This window comes from Pseudemcibacter sp., assembly GCF_965661635.1.
In the GTDB taxonomy this organism is placed as follows: Bacteria; Pseudomonadota; Alphaproteobacteria; order Sphingomonadales; family Emcibacteraceae; genus Pseudemcibacter.
In genome coordinates this window covers 1-17,598 of record NZ_CBFIEP010000131.1, presented here as the reverse complement: position 1 = coordinate 17,598, position 17,598 = coordinate 1, and the positions used below count along the sequence as shown (strand labels likewise).

General features: G+C 39.9%; 17 protein-coding genes and 2 pseudogenes. 11 read left to right on the top strand and 8 right to left on the bottom strand.

The genetic code is table 11. The features are described 5' to 3' along the window. Window positions 1-9: 9 nt before the first annotated feature. Complete coding sequence (gene dnaJ / locus ACTF6W_RS08615; protein WP_438994135.1) at window positions 10-1,146, bottom strand: molecular chaperone DnaJ; 1,137 nt, start codon at window positions 1,144-1,146, stop codon at window positions 10-12. A gap of 80 nt (window positions 1,147-1,226) precedes the next feature. Continuing rightward, on the bottom strand, window positions 1,227-3,140 hold the full coding sequence (gene dnaK, locus ACTF6W_RS08610) for a molecular chaperone DnaK (protein WP_438994134.1): 1,914 nt from the start codon (window positions 3,138-3,140) through the stop codon (window positions 1,227-1,229). Window positions 3,141-3,389: 249 nt separating this feature from the next. Here dnaK and ACTF6W_RS08605 point away from each other — a divergent pair, with 249 nt between their 5' ends. Further along, complete coding sequence (locus ACTF6W_RS08605) at window positions 3,390-3,830, top strand: copper chaperone PCu(A)C (protein ID WP_438994133.1); 441 nt, start codon at window positions 3,390-3,392, stop codon at window positions 3,828-3,830. 225 nt (window positions 3,831-4,055) lie between these two features. Here ACTF6W_RS08605 and ACTF6W_RS08600 read toward each other — a convergent pair. Further along, window positions 4,056-4,259, bottom strand: a pseudogene (locus ACTF6W_RS08600) (transmembrane anchor protein); the annotation flags it as partial. Between the two features lie 40 nt (window positions 4,260-4,299). Continuing rightward, a complete protein-coding gene (locus tag ACTF6W_RS08595) occupies window positions 4,300-4,965 on the bottom strand; it encodes a HupE/UreJ family protein (protein WP_438994136.1) in 666 nt (221 codons plus the stop codon). A 419-nt stretch (window positions 4,966-5,384) separates the two neighbouring features. Here ACTF6W_RS08595 and ACTF6W_RS08590 point away from each other — a divergent pair, with 419 nt between their 5' ends. From ACTF6W_RS08590 to ACTF6W_RS08580, 3 genes are all read left to right on the top strand, one after another. Continuing rightward, on the top strand, window positions 5,385-6,092 hold the full coding sequence (locus tag ACTF6W_RS08590; protein ID WP_438994132.1) for a tetratricopeptide repeat protein: 708 nt from the start codon (window positions 5,385-5,387) through the stop codon (window positions 6,090-6,092). Window positions 6,093-6,202: 110 nt separating this feature from the next. Continuing rightward, the gene (locus ACTF6W_RS08585; RefSeq protein WP_438994131.1) at window positions 6,203-7,156 is read left to right on the top strand and encodes a mechanosensitive ion channel family protein; all 954 of its coding nucleotides are present in this window, start codon (window positions 6,203-6,205) and stop codon (window positions 7,154-7,156) included. Beyond that, the gene (locus ACTF6W_RS08580; RefSeq protein ID WP_438994130.1) at window positions 7,153-8,127 is read left to right on the top strand and encodes a zinc transporter ZntB; all 975 of its coding nucleotides are present in this window, start codon (window positions 7,153-7,155) and stop codon (window positions 8,125-8,127) included. Before ACTF6W_RS08585 ends, ACTF6W_RS08580 begins: the two co-directional genes overlap by 4 nt. 78 nt (window positions 8,128-8,205) lie before the next feature. On the opposite strand, the gene grpE is transcribed toward ACTF6W_RS08580, so the two are convergent. Further along, on the bottom strand, window positions 8,206-8,805 hold the full coding sequence (gene grpE / locus ACTF6W_RS08575) for a nucleotide exchange factor GrpE (protein ID WP_438994129.1): 600 nt from the start codon (window positions 8,803-8,805) through the stop codon (window positions 8,206-8,208). Beyond that, a complete protein-coding gene (gene hrcA, locus ACTF6W_RS08570) occupies window positions 8,805-9,848 on the bottom strand; it encodes a heat-inducible transcriptional repressor HrcA (RefSeq protein ID WP_438994128.1) in 1,044 nt (347 codons plus the stop codon). The genes grpE and hrcA overlap by 1 nt, the downstream gene beginning before the upstream one ends. A 136-nt stretch (window positions 9,849-9,984) precedes the next feature. Between hrcA and rph the strand changes: the two genes are divergently transcribed. The 3 genes from rph to hemW are packed head-to-tail and all read left to right on the top strand — an operon-like array spanning window position 9,985 to window position 12,460. Then, window positions 9,985-10,701 (top strand): ribonuclease PH, encoded by a 717-nt coding sequence (gene rph / locus ACTF6W_RS08565; protein ID WP_438994127.1) that lies wholly within the window; start codon window positions 9,985-9,987, stop codon window positions 10,699-10,701. A gap of 3 nt (window positions 10,702-10,704) precedes the next feature. Beyond that, window positions 10,705-11,313 (top strand): RdgB/HAM1 family non-canonical purine NTP pyrophosphatase, encoded by a 609-nt coding sequence (gene rdgB / locus ACTF6W_RS08560; RefSeq protein WP_438994126.1) that lies wholly within the window; start codon window positions 10,705-10,707, stop codon window positions 11,311-11,313. Beyond that, window positions 11,294-12,460, top strand: coding sequence for a radical SAM family heme chaperone HemW (gene hemW, locus ACTF6W_RS08555; RefSeq protein ID WP_438994125.1), 1,167 nt, complete (start codon window positions 11,294-11,296; stop codon window positions 12,458-12,460). The genes rdgB and hemW overlap by 20 nt, the downstream gene beginning before the upstream one ends. Window positions 12,461-13,106: 646 nt before the next feature. On the opposite strand, the pseudogene ACTF6W_RS08550 reads toward hemW, so the two are convergent. Further along, window positions 13,107-13,811 (bottom strand): annotated as a pseudogene (locus tag ACTF6W_RS08550) (penicillin-binding protein activator); the annotation flags it as partial. Between the two features lie 159 nt (window positions 13,812-13,970). On the opposite strand from ACTF6W_RS08550, the gene rsmI reads away from it, so the two are divergent. Genes rsmI through gshB form a run of 4 tightly spaced genes read left to right on the top strand, consistent with a single transcriptional unit; the run spans window position 13,971 to window position 17,039 of the window. Continuing rightward, entirely contained in the window at window positions 13,971-14,831 is an 861-nt protein-coding gene (rsmI, locus tag ACTF6W_RS08545) for a 16S rRNA (cytidine(1402)-2'-O)-methyltransferase (protein WP_438994124.1), read from the top strand. Beyond that, the gene (locus ACTF6W_RS08540) at window positions 14,818-15,192 is read left to right on the top strand and encodes a YraN family protein (RefSeq protein WP_438994123.1); all 375 of its coding nucleotides are present in this window, start codon (window positions 14,818-14,820) and stop codon (window positions 15,190-15,192) included. Before rsmI ends, ACTF6W_RS08540 begins: the two co-directional genes overlap by 14 nt. Window positions 15,193-15,194: 2 nt before the next feature. Further along, on the top strand, window positions 15,195-16,094 hold the full coding sequence (locus ACTF6W_RS08535) for a SirB1 family protein (RefSeq protein ID WP_438994122.1): 900 nt from the start codon (window positions 15,195-15,197) through the stop codon (window positions 16,092-16,094). Window positions 16,095-16,097: 3 nt separating this feature from the next. After that, window positions 16,098-17,039: a glutathione synthase gene (gene gshB, locus ACTF6W_RS08530; protein ID WP_438994121.1), complete on the top strand. Its 942-nt coding sequence runs from the start codon at window positions 16,098-16,100 to the stop codon at window positions 17,037-17,039. A gap of 64 nt (window positions 17,040-17,103) precedes the next feature. Here the strand turns inward: gshB and ACTF6W_RS08525 are convergent. Then, the coding region (locus ACTF6W_RS08525; RefSeq protein WP_438994120.1) for an HlyD family efflux transporter periplasmic adaptor subunit at window positions 17,104-17,598 on the bottom strand (495 nt) is incomplete at its 5' end.

The following is a 17,598-nucleotide window of genomic DNA, read 5'->3' as shown; positions in this document are numbered from 1 at the left end:
GAGTTAAAATTATTCTGTTAAATCTTCCCATAACTCTTTGGCTTTATTGAGAAAACCTGATGATTCAGGACTAACATCATCACCGCACTCTTCGGCAAATGCGCGGAGCAATTCTTTCTGTTTTTTGCTTAAATTCACGGGCGTTTCAACATTTGCCTGAATGACCATGTCACCTACGCCACCACCACTGTTTAAAATAGGCATACCTTTACCATGGATTTTGAAACGTTTTCCGGTTTGTGTGCCTTTTGTAATTTTAACTTTAGCTTTTTTACCGCCGATGGTCGGTACTTCAATTTCACCACCTAATGTGGCGGTCGTCATTGGGATTGGCATTTCACAAAAGACAGTGGATCCATCACGTTGGAAAATTGGATGGTATTCAATATCAATGAATATATATAGATCGCCACTTGGTCCGCCGCGCTCACCAGCTTTTCCTTCGCCGCTAAGGCGAATACGGGTGCCTTCTTCAACACCAGCTGGGATTTTAACATCAAGTGTTTTATTTTTCTTCTTTTTACCACTTCCGTGACAAGTGCCACAGGGGTCTTCAATCACCAAACCATTACCCTGACATTTTGGGCAGGTTCTTTCAACCATGAAGAAACCTTGTTGGCTTCTTACTTTACCAATACCATTACATGTTGTGCATGCGCTTGGCTTTGTACCGTCAGCAGCGCCACTTCCATCACAAGTGTCGCATGAAACGGTTGTTGGTATAGCAATTTTTTCGGCTTTGCCGGCAAAAGCGTCTTCAAGAGTAATCGTTAGATTATAGCGTAAATCGGCACCTCGGCTAGAGGCGTTTGGATCACGCCTTCTGCCGCCACCCATGCCAAATAGATCTTCGAAAATATCGGAAAAACCAGCTGATTCAAAACCATGGAAACCGCCACCGCCGCCGCCCATGCCACCATTTTCAAATGCACTATGTCCATATTGATCATAAGCTGCACGCTTTTGATCATCTTTTAAAATGTCATAAGCTTCGCTGACTTCTTTGAATTTTGCTTCTGCTGCGGCGTCCCCAGGGTTTCTGTCGGGGTGATATTTCATGGCAAGTTTACGGTAAGCGGACTTTAGACCAGCGGCATCTGCGCTTCGATCTACACCCAATGTATCGTAATAATCTTCTTTAGACATTTGTACCCGCCACCCTTTATATTAATTGCGCCACTTTAATTATGCAGCGCAATTATTATCATTTTCAAAATCGAATTCGATTATTTCTTTTCGTCTTCAACTTCTTCAAAGTCAGCATCAACGATGTCGTCGTCGTTTTCTTCTTCGCTCGCTGCGGCATCGGCAGCGGCGGCATCATCACCACCGGCGGCTTGATCTTTATAGATCACTTCACCAAGCTTCATCGCGGCTTGCTCAAGCGCTTCTGTTGCAGCTGTAATTGCATCAACATCTTCGCCTTCTGCTGCTTCATTTACCGCTTTGATTGCATCTTCAATTGCTGTTTTGTCATCGTCTTCTAACTTATCAGCATGTTCTTTCACTTGACCTTCAACGGTATGAGCAAGAGATTCAGCTTTGTTTTTCGCATCAACAAGAGCACGGCGTTTTTTATCTTCTTCCGCATTTGCTTCGGCTTGTTTGATCATATCTTCGATATCATCATCGCTCAGGCCACCAGACGCTTGAATACGGATGTTTTGTTCTTTACCAGTGCCTTTATCCTTCGCGGATACATTCACAATACCGTTCGCATCAATATCAAAGATCACTTCGATTTGCGGAACGCCACGAGGGGCAGCCGGAATACCAACAAGATCAAATTGACCAAGTAGCTTGTTATCGGCAGCCATTTCACGCTCCCCTTGGAAAACACGAATTGTCACAGCAGATTGATTGTCCTCTGCCGTCGAGAATGTTTGTGATTTCTTCGTTGGGATTGTCGTGTTGCGGTCAATAAGACGTGTAAACGCACCACCCAATGTTTCAATACCTAGTGAAAGCGGTGTAACATCAAGAAGGAGAACATCTTTAACGTCGCCTTGAAGAACACCCGCCTGGATAGCAGCACCCATGGCTACAACTTCATCCGGGTTCACACCTTGGTGTGGATCTTTACCAAAGAACTCTTTTACTGTTTCAATAACCTTAGGCATACGTGTCATACCACCAACAAGAACCACTTCATCAATTTCGGCGGCTGTTACGCCCGCGTCTTTAAGAGCGGCAGCACATGGTTTAACGGTACGCTTAAAAAGATCATCAACAAGTGCTTCAAGCTTAGCGCGTGTAAGTTTTAGCGTTAAATGCTTTGGTCCAGAGGCGTCTGCCGTAATAAACGGAAGGTTGATCTCTGTTTGCGTCGCTGACGAAAGTTCAATTTTGGCTTTTTCCGCCGCTTCTTTAAGACGTTGAAGCGCCATATTGTCGTTAGTTAGATCAATGCCGTTTTCTTTTTTAAATTCGTCAGCAAGATATTCAACAAGACGCATGTCAAAATCTTCACCACCAAGGAAAGTATCACCGTTGGTTGATTTTACTTCAAATACGCCATCACCGATTTCAAGGATTGATACGTCAAATGTACCACCACCAAGGTCATAAACGGCAATTGTTTTACCATCGTTCTTATCAAGTCCATAAGCAAGCGCAGCTGCTGTTGGCTCGTTGATGATACGTAAAACTTCAAGTCCAGCAATTTTACCGGCATCTTTTGTTGCCTGACGTTGTGCATCATTAAAATAAGCAGGAACAGTGATAACCGCTTGTGTCACGGTTTCACCTAAATACTGTTCTGCAGTTTCTTTCATTTTTTGCAAGATCAGCGCAGAAACCTGACTTGGGCTCATTTTTTCGCCGCGGGCTTCGATCCATGCGTCGTTGCTGTCGGATTTGATGATCTTATAAGGCACCATTTCTATGTCTTTTTTGGTGGCCGGATCATCAAATGAACGTCCGATCAAACGCTTAATCGCGAATAATGTGTTTTCTGCGTTTGTCACTGCTTGGCGTTTTGCTGCCATGCCGACAAGTTTTTCACCGTCTTCTGTAAAGGCAACCATAGATGGGGTCGTGCGACCGCCTTCTGCGTTTTCAATCACTTTCGGTTTTGAGCCGTCCATAATGGAGACACATGAATTGGTTGTTCCTAAATCTATGCCAATAACTTTAGCCATACTATCCTCGTTTTTTAAATCACTTTTTAGCGGTCTTTAATAAGCCCCGCAGAAAAGTATCTGTTGTAAAAATGTTAATCGCGCCTTTGCGCTTCACTCATGGTGCTTATATAGGGCCATTTTTTTCGACTGCAAGGGTTTTTCTGCAAGTTTTTTAATTTTTTAAGAGAATGTTTTTAAACGATTGTAAACTATGGGATATTTAGTTATAAAATATAGGAAAAATTTAACTTTATAGTGAGACTTAAAATGAAAAAAATGCTTCTAATCATATCGTTTTTAATGGTTATTCCGTTTGTTGCTTCGGCTCAGGAGAGTGATATTGTTGTCTCTAGCGAATGGGCGCGTCCTATTTTAATCGCTGGTCGCCCCGGCGGTGCTTTTTTTAATGTTAAAAATAACGGCTCAGAAGCAGATACATTAATTGCGGCATCATCATCAATTTCGCCGCGTGTTGAAATTCACACCCATACGATGACCGATGGTGTTATGAGAATGTCGCAAGTGGAAGGCGGCCTTGAAATTCCAGCAGGTGGTGAAGTTCAACTAAAACCTGGTAGCTATCATATAATGATGTTTGAAACGGATAATAAATATGCTCCAGGTGATAAGATTGATCTTAAACTTCAGTTTGAAAAAGCGGGCACGATCGAAAAAACAGTGGAAGTGCGCGCCCGTCCACAAAATTAAGATAATCCTCTCTTACTATAATATTTTCATGTGAATGTGCTTTAGAATATAACTGAGCACTTTTTAATCATGGGTGTGAGTATCCGGGCCGTGAGTATGACCCTCTTCGTCATGGGTATGTGTATCCGGGCCGTGAGTGTGGCCCTCTTCGTCATGGGTATGGGTGTCTGGACCGTGAGTGTGTGTATCAGGACCGTGAGCATGCGCCGCTTCATCAGCCGCCAATTCAGCCGCTAGGGCTTGTTTAATTTCACCCATACGTTTTAAACCAAGTATGTTACCCACGCCAGTTGGATCAACACAGTATTCTGCGGGCATAACCACTGTTATAAGAAGTACGATAGCTGTAATTAATGCAATAATAGTAGACTTTAGCAACTTCTGTGCTGAGGGAAGTTCTCTGTCTTCTGGTATATTTGAGTTATGCATTTTTTTATCCTTAGAGTCTTTTTAGTAAAATGAGGTGATGTTATGCGACGAAGTAGCCGGTAATTTGATAACCCATAAGCAAGAAGCCAAGCATCATCATTAACACGTTCGCACGATAAGCGTGTTTGAAGAAACTACCGGAGCGCCGCCAAAAAGAAATCGCGATTAAAATAACGGCAAGCGCTAACAGTTGGCCAATTTCAACACCTATGTTGAAAAAAACAAGATTTGGCAACAGACCGTCTGGGTGTAATTCATAATCAAGTATTTTTGTAGCAAGTCCAAAACCGTGAAACAGTCCAAAAATGAATGTTGCTATTTTGGTGTTCGGTTGAACATTAAACCAGCGCTGAAATGCTCCCATATTATCCAGTGCTTTATAAACAACGGAAAAACCAATGATGGCATCAATAATATAGGCACTTACGCTGATCTCCATTAAGACACCTGATAAAAGGGTGAAAACATGGCCGACAGCAAACAATGTTACATAAATTGCAACATCTTTTAGGCGGTATAAAAAGAAAATAACACCAAATAGGAATAATAGATGATCATATCCCGTCATCATATGCTTGGCGCCAAGATAAAGAAATGGTATTGGCAAAAAGCCGAAGCTTTCTTGAATGTAACCTTTATCACCTGCGGTAACACCATGTGCGAAGACTTCATGAGGTGTTCCTGCTATAAAGGCAAGTGTCACCATAAATAACAGAAATATAATATGTTTATTGTTCGTTCTATATTTTCCCATGTTAACCTCAATTAGATATCGTTTTTAAAGTCATAAATCTACAAATTAACATATTTCAAACTAGCTAAAGATTGAAAAGTGCGCGCATAATTAATGTTAAGATTGAGTATGTAAATAAGTGATAATATGTGCTTTGGTTATCCCCCACGGCATTAATAATTAGTTTCCAGTTGCACCCTTATATTTTATTTTCAATATTATTATTAGATTATTTATTGGTAGTCAAAAGATTCTCGCAATTTTTATATAAGAATTATTTTAGTTAAGAGCTTTAGATTTTTAATCCTCAGAAAAATTTAATTTGTCGTCACAATATTGACACCATTTAAAGCAAGTGTGAGTGATATTTCGTAAAAAAAGTGGAGGGGAACTTGTCGAAATTTCATTTATCATTTTATGCAGTGATTGTTTATTTTTCAATCGCATCAAGTTATGCCGATATGGCCATCGCCAGAAGATATATGGCAGAAGGTAATACTAAAGCGGCTTTTAAAGAATATTTATTAAGTGCAGAGGAAGGCCACCTGCAAGCGCAGTTTCTAATTGCACAAATGTATCAATATGGCAGTGGTGTCGATAAAGACCTTAGGGAAGCGTCAAAGTGTTATGCTTTAGCGGCTGATCGAGGATTTAATAAAGCACAGAATAATCTTGCAACCATGTATTTAAGTGGAAGAGGCATAATTCAAGATACAAAAATGGCGGCATTTTGGTTTGAAAAGGCCGCCGTGCAAGGTCATGTGAAAAGCACTGCAAATCTGGCGGACCTTTATTTGAATGGTGATGGTATAGATGAAGATTACACAAAGGCCAGAGAGCTTTATTTAAGTGCCGCCCAAAAAGGTAACACAAAGGCTCAAAATAATTTAGGGTTTATCTATTTTGAAGGAAAAGGGGTCAAGAAAGATTATGAAACCGCCTATATGTGGTTTCATATTGCCGCGCAAAAGGGATCCGATGAGGGGGAAGTCAATAAATTCGACATGGAAGAGGTCATCAGTTCTGATGATAAAACGAGTGCTTTAAAAAAAGCTAGTTTATGGCTTAGAAAATATGAATCTTCATCAGATGAAAATTGAATATGTTTTTTAAATAAAAGGATATTTTATTAGTAATTTTGACATCGCTTTTTTCTTCCTATAGTCTTATTATTTCAGAGAATAATCTTTCTAGCAGGAATAAAAAGTCCATGTTAAAACCACTGTTAAAACCAAAAGCATGGATTGCTAAAGTACTTTTATTAATTGTAATTGTTGGGTTTTTCGCTTCAGGGTTTTCAGGTTATCTTACCCCAATTCAGGAGTTTTTGAACTCAGAGGCAATGTCCTTTAAAGTCGGGGATACGCAATTCTCGGCCTATATGCTTGTTCGCGCGTCGATAATCATAATATTATTATTTTGGCTCGCGAGTATTGTTTCGGATTTTGGTGAGGCTCATCTTAAAAAATTAAAGAATGTTAATGTCAGTAACCGGGCTTTAATTATTAAAGCGTTACAAATTCTTATTTATTTTATAGCGTTTCTTGTTGCAATGGATTTGTTGGAAATTGATCTAACAGGGCTTGCAATATTTAGTGGCGCGATTGGGATTGGTGTTGGGATTGGCTTGCAAAAAATCGCGTCTAATTTCATTAGTGGTATTATACTATTGTTTGAGAAAACAGTAGTTGAAGATGACTTGATAGAACTTGAAGATGGGACTTCTGGATTTGTACGCCACACTGGAGCAAGATACACAATGATCGAAACTTTCGAAAATCGTGAAATTATGATCCCAAACGAAGATTTTATCACGCACCGTATGACAAATTGGACATATTCAAATACCCTAGGTCGAATTGATATCCAAGTTGGTGTTTCTTATAAAAGTGATATTAAAAAAGCACATAAATTGCTTTTGGAAGCGGCAAAAGAGCACCCGAAATCTAGTAAAGAAGTTCAACCTGTTTGTTTCTTGGAAGAATATGGTGATAGCGCCGTCATGTTCACATTGTATTTCTGGGTAGACAATATCATTGAAGGTAGAAAAAAACCAAAAAGCGAAGTGTTATTTTCTATTTGGGATAAATTCGAAGCTAATAACATTGAAATCCCATTCCCACAACGAGATGTACACGTTAAAAATATTGGTGAACTTAAATGAGCAACCCTATACTCTATGCATATGATTTTAATGGCCAAGGCGGTGGTAACGTTATTTCCGACATAAAAGAGGCCAGTCTTAAGATCGCACAAGACGAGCTTGCGTGGGTGCATTTGGATGTAAATAATCCTGAAACAAAAGGATGGCTTGAAAAGGAACTTTCTTATCTTGACCCCTTTGTAGTGTCTGCATTGATTGCAGAGGAGACAAGACCGAGGATTACAGAAATCAATGATGGCGCGCTTATCATCCTTCGTGGTGTAAATTTGAATGAAAATGCCAACCCAGAAGATATGGTTTCCATTCGTCTATGGGTAGACAGTCATAGAATAATAAGCGTGGAAAGAAGGTCACTTAAAGCGGTTTATGAAATAAGCGAGAAAATAAAAAAAGGCAAAGGCCCAATCGATGCCGGTAGGTTTATCACAATGCTTATTACATCACTTTTTGAGAGAATGGAGCCAGTCATAAGTGAATTAGATGACCGCACGGATAATATTGAGGAACAAATTTTAGATAGTGCCGATATGACATTGCGTGAGAATATTATTGATATCAGGAAAAAGGCAATTATTTTAAGGCGATATATGGCTCCACAAAAAGATGCAATTGGGCAGCTTCGTTTATCAGAACAAAATTGGATTAAACCTGAATATAAACGTCATTTGCAGGAGAACTATGATCGCATACTTAGATATGTTGAAGACCTTGATGCAATTAGAGAACGAGCGCAAATTGTAAAAGATGAACTCGCCAATATATTGTCTGATCGGCTGAATAAAAATATGTATGTCTTATCGGTGATTGCGGCTATTTTCTTACCACTTGGTTTTTTAACTGGACTGCTCGGCATCAACGTTGGCGGTATACCGGGGGCTGATAATGTTGATGCTTTTTGGGTTTTTTGCGCCATCCTTATCGTACTTGTTATTGCTCAAATAGCGTTCTTTAAAAAACAAAAATGGTTTTAAACGTCTGCGAGCACTTATAAATTTTAAAGATAAAAATTTAGAATAAAAAAGGATGGCACAAAGCCATCCTTTGACTTTTTATGCGGTGGTGTCGACTTTTGTCGTTTCTTCTGGGCCACTTTTTGAAACCCCTACCATTGCGGGGCGAAGTAGGCGTTCTTTAATTTTATAGCCAACTTGCATCACTTGGATAACGGTGCCATTTGGATCTTCGGTCGGGGCTTCAAACATAGCCTGATGATGATTGTGATCGAATTGTTCCCCTTTAGGATCAATTTTTTTAATGCCGTGACGTTCAAAAATATTATGAAGCTCGCGGTCCGTCATTTTTACACCTTCGATAAGCGTTTTAACATTATCAGGTAGGTCGGCATCATCTGGTAATGCTTCAAGCGCGCGACTAAGGTTATCACCTACCGCAAGCATGTCGCGGGCGAATGTTGTGACAGCATAATTTGCGGCGTCGGTTTTTTCTTTTTCTGCGCGGCGACGCACATTTTCTGATTCCGCGACTGCACGGAGCAATTTATCACGAAGATCATTAATTTCCGCTTCAGCAACACTTAGGGGCGTTACTTCTTCTTCAGCGGCATTTTCTTCCGTTTCTGCTTGCTCAGATTCTTGTTCTTCTGAAATGTTTTCTTCGTTCATTTCTTCGTTTTTTTTGTTTTCAGTCATCAGATAATTTTTCCAATAGTTTTTGCAGTATAGTCTACCATGGGTATGATCCTTGCGTAATTAAGTCTCGTTGGCCCTATTACGCCAATCACGCCCAATAAATTATTTTTTTCATCCATATAAGGTGCAGCGATAACAGATGAACCCGAAAGAGAAAAGAGATTATTTTCAGAACCGATAAAAATTCTTACACCTTCGGCATTTTTTGCCAATCCTAATAGCTCTATCAGGTCTTTTTTGCGTTCTAGATCACTAAATAATAGTCGGATGCGCTCAAGATCTTCTTTCGCCTCGAGGTCTTCGAGTAAATTTGCCTGACCACTGACAATGAGTGATTCTCTTTTATTTTGATTATCGTCTCTAGTGCCGGACCAAACGGCCAGGCCTTCTGCGAAGATCTGCTGCGTTAATTTATCAAGCTCTGCTTGGTGTTGATTTATTTCCCGTTCAATCAACAAACTGGCCTGATCAAAATCGTGGCCGAGCAGTTTTGAATTGATATAGTTTGCCGCTTGTATTAGGGCTGATGGCGTAATACCTGTCGGCAGATCAATAATCCGATTTTCAACATCATCGCCTTCGCTTACCATAACGACCAATGCTCTTCCCGGCGCGATTTGAACAAACTCTATATGTTTTAAGGGTGTGTCTTTCTTTGGTGCCATAACAACACTGGCGCATTGTGATAGACCAGAAAGCATGCTTGAGGCTTTGACCAATATATTTTCTAAATTCTCGCCAGTATTTTTGCATTGAATTTTGATATCATTGCGTTCTTTTTGAGTAAGATTACCAACTTCGAGCATACCATCAACAAACAGGCGCAAACCCATTTCGGTTGGAATTCTGCCTGCCGATGTATAAGGCGAATAAATAAGTCCGCTATTTTCCAAATCAGCCATAACATTACGAATGCTGGCTGGGGATAAGGGCATTTGAATTTTTTGTGAAAGCGTGGCTGAGCCGACGGGATCACCCGTCATAATATAAGCATCAACAATTTGGCGAAAAATTTCGCGTGATCTTTCGTTTAATCTGTTCATGCTGATAATGTAGGTGCGCAAGTGTCAGAGGTCAACGGTTGCGCAGAAATAAAAAGGGATAGGGTTATTTGAGTGGAAATGAAATCCAATTGGCTGTAAAACCATTTGATAACTTTTTTAGTAATGGAGATTAAATATGCGCCCATCCGGCCGTAGTGCAGATCAAATGCGCGAACTTTCAATGGAACTTGGTTTTTCAAAATATGCGGAAGGGTCATGTTTGATTAAATTTGGCGACACTCATGTTTTATGTACCGCAACATTAGAAGAAAAAGCGCCACCATTTTTAAGAGGTTCCGGAAAAGGATGGGTCACCGGTGAATATGGGATGCTTCCGCGTTCTACGCATGGAAGAATGCCAAGGGAATCTGCAAAAGGAAAACAGTCGGGTCGAACGCAAGAAATTCAGCGCCTCGTTGGACGTTCATTAAGAGCCGCGGTTGATTTAAAGGCTCTTGGGGAATGTCAAATCAGGGTTGATTGTGATGTTATTCAAGCAGACGGTGGAACAAGGACGGCGTCGATATCTGGCGGATATGTAGCTTTATATCAGTGTCTTCAAAAAATGGTGGCAGATGGTACAATCGAAAGTATTCCGATTATTCATGAAATTGCAGCGATTTCTTGCGGTGTCTATAAGGGAACACCTGTTCTGGATCTTGATTATGATGAGGATAGCAGTGCGGAAACGGACGCAAATTTTGTCATGACGGGCGCAGGCAAAATCATTGAAGTACAAGGCACAGCAGAAGAAGAGCCATTTAGTGAAGAAGAATTGCTACGAATGATGCGACTAGCGCGTTTTGGTGTTGACCAAATAACCAAAATGCAACGTAAGACATTAGGAATTTAATTTATGTCACGTCTATTTGATGAAAAGAAATTAGTGGTCGCAAGCCATAACGAAGGTAAAGTGCGAGAAATACGCATCTTACTCGCCCCATTTGGTGTTGAGCTTTTTTCATCAAAAGAACTAGAATTATCTGAGCCTATTGAGGACGGTGATACATTTATTGCAAACGCTGAAATTAAATCAAAAAATGCGACGAAGGAAAGCGGACTTGTGGCGCTCGCTGATGATAGCGGACTTGCTGTGCCTTCAATTGGTGGGATTCCTGGAATTCATTCTGCGCCATATGCCATTAATCCTGAAACCAATGAGCGTGATTTTGCATACGGAATGGCTAAGCTTAATGATGAGATTGGCGATAATGATAGAGCGGCTTATTTCGTTTGTGCCCTTTCGCTCGCGTGGCCGGATGGTCATGTTGAAACCTTTGAAGGGCGTGTTTATGGCCGATTAATATGGCCAATTCGTGGTGAAAATGGTTTTGGTTACGACCCGATGTTTATTGCAGATGGCTATGATCAAACATTTGGTGAAATGGATGCTGAAGAAAAACATGCCATAAGTCATCGTGCGGATGCTTTTAAGAAAATAATTGATGCCTGCTTTAAATCATAACGATCTTTCAATCTATGTGCATTGGCCATTTTGTTTGGCAAAATGTCCTTACTGTGATTTTAACAGTCATGTTCATGATCGCGTTAACGAAGCTGAAATGGCTGAGGCGCTTCTAAGTGAAATAGATCATTATGCTGGACTTGTTGGACGTCGTGACGTTAAAAGTATTTTTTTTGGCGGCGGAACACCGTCGTTAATGTCGGCTTCCACAGTTGAAAAAGTTATCAACCGCATAGAACATAATTTTCACACAACTAATGATATTGAAATTACACTTGAAGCAAATCCGACCAGTGTAGAAGCGGGAAAGTTTAAGGATTTCTCGTTGGCCGGTATTAATCGTGTATCAATCGGAATACAGGCCCTCAACAACCATGATCTAAAGGCGCTCGGACGAGAGCATGATGTGGATGAAGCGTTAGGGGCGATTGAATTAAGTCAAAAATGTTTTAAAAGGTCAAATTTTGACTTAATTTATGCGCGAATGGGGCAAGAAGTTTCCGAATGGGAAAAAGAACTTAAGCGGGCGATAGGGATGGCCAACGGCCACTTATCCTTATATCAATTGACTATTGAGCAAGGGACGCCGTTTTATGGTCAATGGCGACAAGGAAAATTGATCATTCCAGATGAAGATACATCCGCGGAAATGTATGAGTTAACAAATGATATTTGTTCCGAAAACGGATATGCCGCCTATGAGGTTTCCAATTACGCAAAAGAAGCACAAGAAAGTCGTCATAACCTAACTTATTGGAATTATAGAGATTACCTTGGTATCGGGGCAGGTGCACATGGAAGAATTACATACGGCGAGAACACATATGCGACCATGCAAAATAAAAAACCGGAAACCTGGTTAAAGGCGGTTAAAGATAAAGGGCACGCAACAAAAGAGCAGGTTCATTTAAGCCAAAAAGAAATGGCAGAAGAAATGATTATGATGGGATTGCGATTGACGTCTGGTATTCATACGGATCATTTTAGGAATAGAATTGGTGCAGAATTAAATGATTTTATTGAAATGGATCAGGTGGAGATGCTGATAGCTCAAGGGTTTTTTGAGCCAAACTATCCAGATCGGCTTCAATTGTCAAAGAAGGGTCGGCCCCTTCTAAACCAAATACTGGGTCAAATTTTGGTGTAAAATTCATTGGAATTTCTAAGTAAAGCGGTCTGTTTTCAATGAGGAATGATTTTGGCGCGTCTTCAATTTTTAGAAACTCTGTCGAGGTCACTTCAAAGACGGCTAATCCACGTTCCACAAGGCCGCTTTTATGAAAACGGAATATACCATCAAGCCCGTCAAAGCCGCTAGGTTCTGTTATATTTTCTTCTGAAAATGTTGGTGCGCGCTGCGTTCTAACGATATTAGAAACCAGTGCCATTGCATCATATCCTAACGTAACAATCCTTGGTGGTCTTTCGCCATAATATTCAATGTAACGATCAATAAAGGCATTGGCTTTTTCAACTTCGGGGGCCGCGAACCATCCCCCTTGAAGTTGCGGTTCATTAAAAAGCATCGGGTCTTGCCATAAACCGGTTCCAAGCACTTTTACTTTTGTTAAATCAATTTCATAATAAGAAAGAAGTGGGGCGAGGGAGCCAAGAAGGGCACCGCCTTCGGGAAGTAAGATTGCATCAAATTCAACATCGCCCAATGTTTCAAGGTTTCTAATTTCTTTAATGAATTCTTGCCCCATATCATCGTTTCTGCCTAATGATCGAAGATAGCGCATTTCATCTATGTATTCTTGGCGACGGTATTCGTAATTTGCGATCCTTTTAACGGGCTCATCAAGCATGGATGGGTCAGCGGGATATGTTTCCAAGGCGACTAATTCATTAAAGTCGGTCGCGATTAAGGGTTCTAGGACGTCAACAATTCGACCACCATAAAGGGTGTCAGGAATAAGAGCTGCGAATTTCTCATGTTGTTGCTTTGAAGCATATTTAATGATGCGGCCAACTTGCTCTTCGGGTCTAAAGCTCAATAAGTATACGCCGTCCCCAGCGACATCCTGATCCGTTGAAAAACTAATCATATTTAAGCCGGCTTCTTTTATAATAGGGTGTGCGGCTTTAATGCTATCTGAGAAAAGAGGACCAATAACAATATCGGCATTTTGTTCCACTAAATATTTTGCCGCCTCTGTTGCACCTTCAGGTGTGCCTTTAGTATCAATGGGGATGAGTGCAAACCTTTTGTCTTCTGAGTCAAACATGGCCATTGTGATCGCGTTAAGAAGAGCATTGCCGACGATTTCCGTATCACCACTCAAGGGTAACATTACGCCAATTTTTATTTTTAATCTTGCGGGTCGGTTATCAATTGGCGCGGCAGCTTTTTCGGCTTCCGTATAGGTTGGTATAAGTATATTTCGCGGTGGAGCAGGTTGGGTATCATTTTGGGAAGCCACTTCGGCATCCGGTGCGGGTGGCGCGCTTGCAGAAACGGGGGCAAATTCACCCTCCGGCCCACAGGCGGATAACATAAGGGAAAAGATCATAAGACATGATGTTCCAATTATCCTGTTATACCACAAATCGTTCATTCCTATTTTCATTGCAATTATAATAATTCATTAGTTATACCAAACGAATTCAGTTAGGCTAGTCCTGAATTATGGCAATGGTGTGGAATTCCGATAAAAATGGAAAAAAGAGTAAAAAATAAATTTGAAAACGGGTTATATGTCACTGCAACCCCCATCGGAAACCTGGGTGATATCACCCTAAGAGCTATAGATTTATTACGTGAAGCAGATTTCATTGCCTGTGAAGATAAAAGAGTAAGCGGAAAATTATTATCTTATTATGATATTAAGACGCCGATGATTTCTTATCATGATCATAATGCACAAGATGTCATGCCTAGACTCATTAATGAACTTCAAGATGGAAAAATTATCGCCCTTATTAGTGATGCAGGCACACCACTTATTTCTGACCCGGGATATCGATTAGTCAATGAATGCCAAAAAGAAGGCATTTTAGTCACGAGCTTGCCGGGGGCAAGTGCTATTCTCTGTGCCTTAACAAATGCCGGACTTCCAACAAATAATTTTTTATTTCAGGGCTTTTTGCCGCCAAAAACGCAAGCTAGGCAAAAAGAAATCGGAAAATTTTCTACCGTTGATGCAAGCCTTATTTATTACGAATCCCCCAAGAGGCTTTTGGTGTGTCTAAAGGATATTTTATCAGTATTAGGCGACCGAGAAATCGCTGTTTGCCGGGAACTTACGAAACTTTATGAAGAAATCCGAAAAGATAAAATAAGCAATTTGATTGAGTTATATGAGAATAAACCCACCCCTAAGGGTGAGATAGTCATTGTTGTATCACCGCCCAATAAAAATGAAAGTCAAATTGATGACCTTGATGCTGCACTAAAGGATGCTTTAAAAACATTAAGTGTGAAAGAAGCCGTGGCAGCGGTTACATTTATGACAGGAAAAAAACGAAAAGAAGTTTATAAAAGAGCCTTAGAAATATCGAAAGATGAAGAAAGATAAGAAAAGGAAAGCCAACCGTTTAGGGCATTTGGGGGAGTATTTTGCGATACTTTTTCTGATGGTAAAGGGCTATTCAATTCTTGAAAGAAGGTATAAAACCAAAGTAGGTGAAATTGACATTATTGCAAAAAAGAAAAATGTCACCATATTCTGTGAAGTTAAGGCACGAGCTGATTTTGAAAGTGCAGTTTATTCTTTAACGGATAAGCAAAAATTACGTATAAGAAAAGCCGCAGAACAATATATGTCACACTTGAAAAACACATATCAAAACAATAAGATAGAGAATGAAATATTTAGGTGTGATATGATACTGATCGTTCCATGGCGCCTTCCAAAACATATTGAAAATGCGTGGTAATTATGATCCCAACTTTAGATAAACAAATCGACTATTTAAAAAATGTTGGCCATTTAGCGGAAGACGACATCGATTTAGCTGAAACGGCATTAATGCTAGGCAGCTTAGATCGTCCAGGTGTATCGCTTCAGAAATACCATCATCATTTAAAAATACTAAAACTTGATCTTGATAGTGTCGGCCATAATGCCGTTACTGCGCAAGAAAGAGCAGAGGCTCTTGTGGAAGTTATGCTTGAAAATCATGAATATAAAGGGAATGAAAAATTTTATGATGATCTTCAAAATGTAAACTTGATGTCTGTTATTAATCGTCGGTTGGGACTTCCTATTAGTTTAGGTATTTTATATATCCATGCAGGCAGGTCAAAAGGGTGGCGTATTGAAGGTGTAAATTTTCCAGCTCATTTTTTAATTAGAGTTTATGGAGAAAATGATCAGGCAATTTTAGATCCATTTCATGGCGGTAAAATATTAAATGCTCATGACCTTAGAGATTTAATTGGAACAATTTCAGGTGGTGAAAATAAATTAGAACAATGGCATCATGCCCCATTAGGGAATAGGGCAATTTTAGTGCGTTTTCTTAACAATATCAAAATCCGTTGTTTGAATGTGAGCGATTTTGATTTGGCAATGAATGCGTTAAGAAGAACTAGTTATATTGACCCTAATAACATCGTGCATAAGTTTGAACTTGGAATGCTTCAAATACATACGAAAAGCGTTGAAGAAGGTAAGCAAAACTTACTAGATTGTCTTGATTATATGGATGATAATTTAGATGCTGATGATGATAAAATGCGTGGTCAGATTTTGAACACGTTAAAAGAAATGCGTGCCTATAACAAACCAAATGTGTTTGAATTGATTAAAGGCGATATTGATAATAAAGGTGACTGATAAATGAGTTTAAATGTAGCGCTTCAAATGGACCCCGTTGAAACGATTGATATCAATGGTGATAGTACTTTTGCCATGGGATTAGAAGCCCAGAAAAGAGGACATAAACTATTCCATTATCAAGTGAAGGATATGTCTTATGTAAACGATAAAGTAAAAGCTTATGCCAGACCTTTAACGTTTAGAAGAGAGCAGGGTAACCATTTTAGTTTAGGTGATGTGCATCATATGGATTTAGGCGATGAAATTGATGTTATTTTAATGCGTCAAGACCCGCCATTTCATATGGGTTATATTACGGCGACACATATTTTAGAACATATCCATCCTAAAACATTTGTTGTGAATGATCCAGCGTCAGTTCGTAATGCGCCTGAAAAAATATTCTTAGCACGCTTTCCGGAACTTATGCCGCCAACAATGATAACAAGTAACGCCGATGATGTTCGTGCATTTCGTTCTGAATATAAAGATATTATTGTTAAACCACTTTACGGTAACGGCGGTGCAGGCGTATTTCGCATCAGTGAAGGGGATCAGAACCTAGCAAGTTTAATTGAAATGTTCCAAGATTTTTATACGGAACCATTTATTGTTCAAAAATATCTTTCTGATGTTCGAAAGGGTGATAAGCGCATTATTCTTGTTGACGGGGAACCGGTTGGTGCGATCAATCGGGTGCCTGATGAGGGCGAAGTCAGATCAAATATGCATGTTGGTGGCGAGGCACGTAAAACAGAGCTCACTGACCGTGAAAAAGAGATATGCGATATAATCGGGCTAGTCTTAAAAGAACAGGATCAGATTTTTGTGGGAATTGATGTGATCGGCGATTATCTTACGGAAATTAATGTTACTTCCCCAACAGGAATTCAAGAAATTCAACGTTTTGATGGTACCGATATTGCGGCCTTAATTTGGGACGCGATCGAGCGCCGTTTATAAATATATTTTAGGCATTAAAAAGGCCCCGCTAATTTCTTAGAGGGGCCTTTTTTTTGTATTTATCTTAACGCTCTCTAAATGAAGTATTGAGTGCGTTTTTAATTGGTCTTGTTAGATATTGCATTAAGGTTTTTTCACCGGTTTTAATATCAGCGACTAAAGTCATGCCTGGTGTAATTCTGTTGGCTGCAGGATCAGTTCCTACATAATTTTGTGGTAATTCGATATAACCTTTGAAATATGCATTTCCTTGCTCATCCATAAATGACGAAGCAGATACATCGGTTAATATTGCATCGATTGCGCCATATAATGAATAGTTATATGTGTCTACTTTTAAGTTTACTTCGCTACCGATTTCAACATGTCCTACGTCACGTGGTGAAATACGAACTTCAGCAACCAATTCTTCTGCATTTGGAACAACTTGAGCAATGAGATCACCTGGCGGTATAACGCTAGCATAAGCGCGGTACTTAAGACCTTTTACAATGCCATCAACAGGAGAAAGAATACTTAAACGTGCTAATTTATCATTTAGTCGTTTAAGTTCAGATTG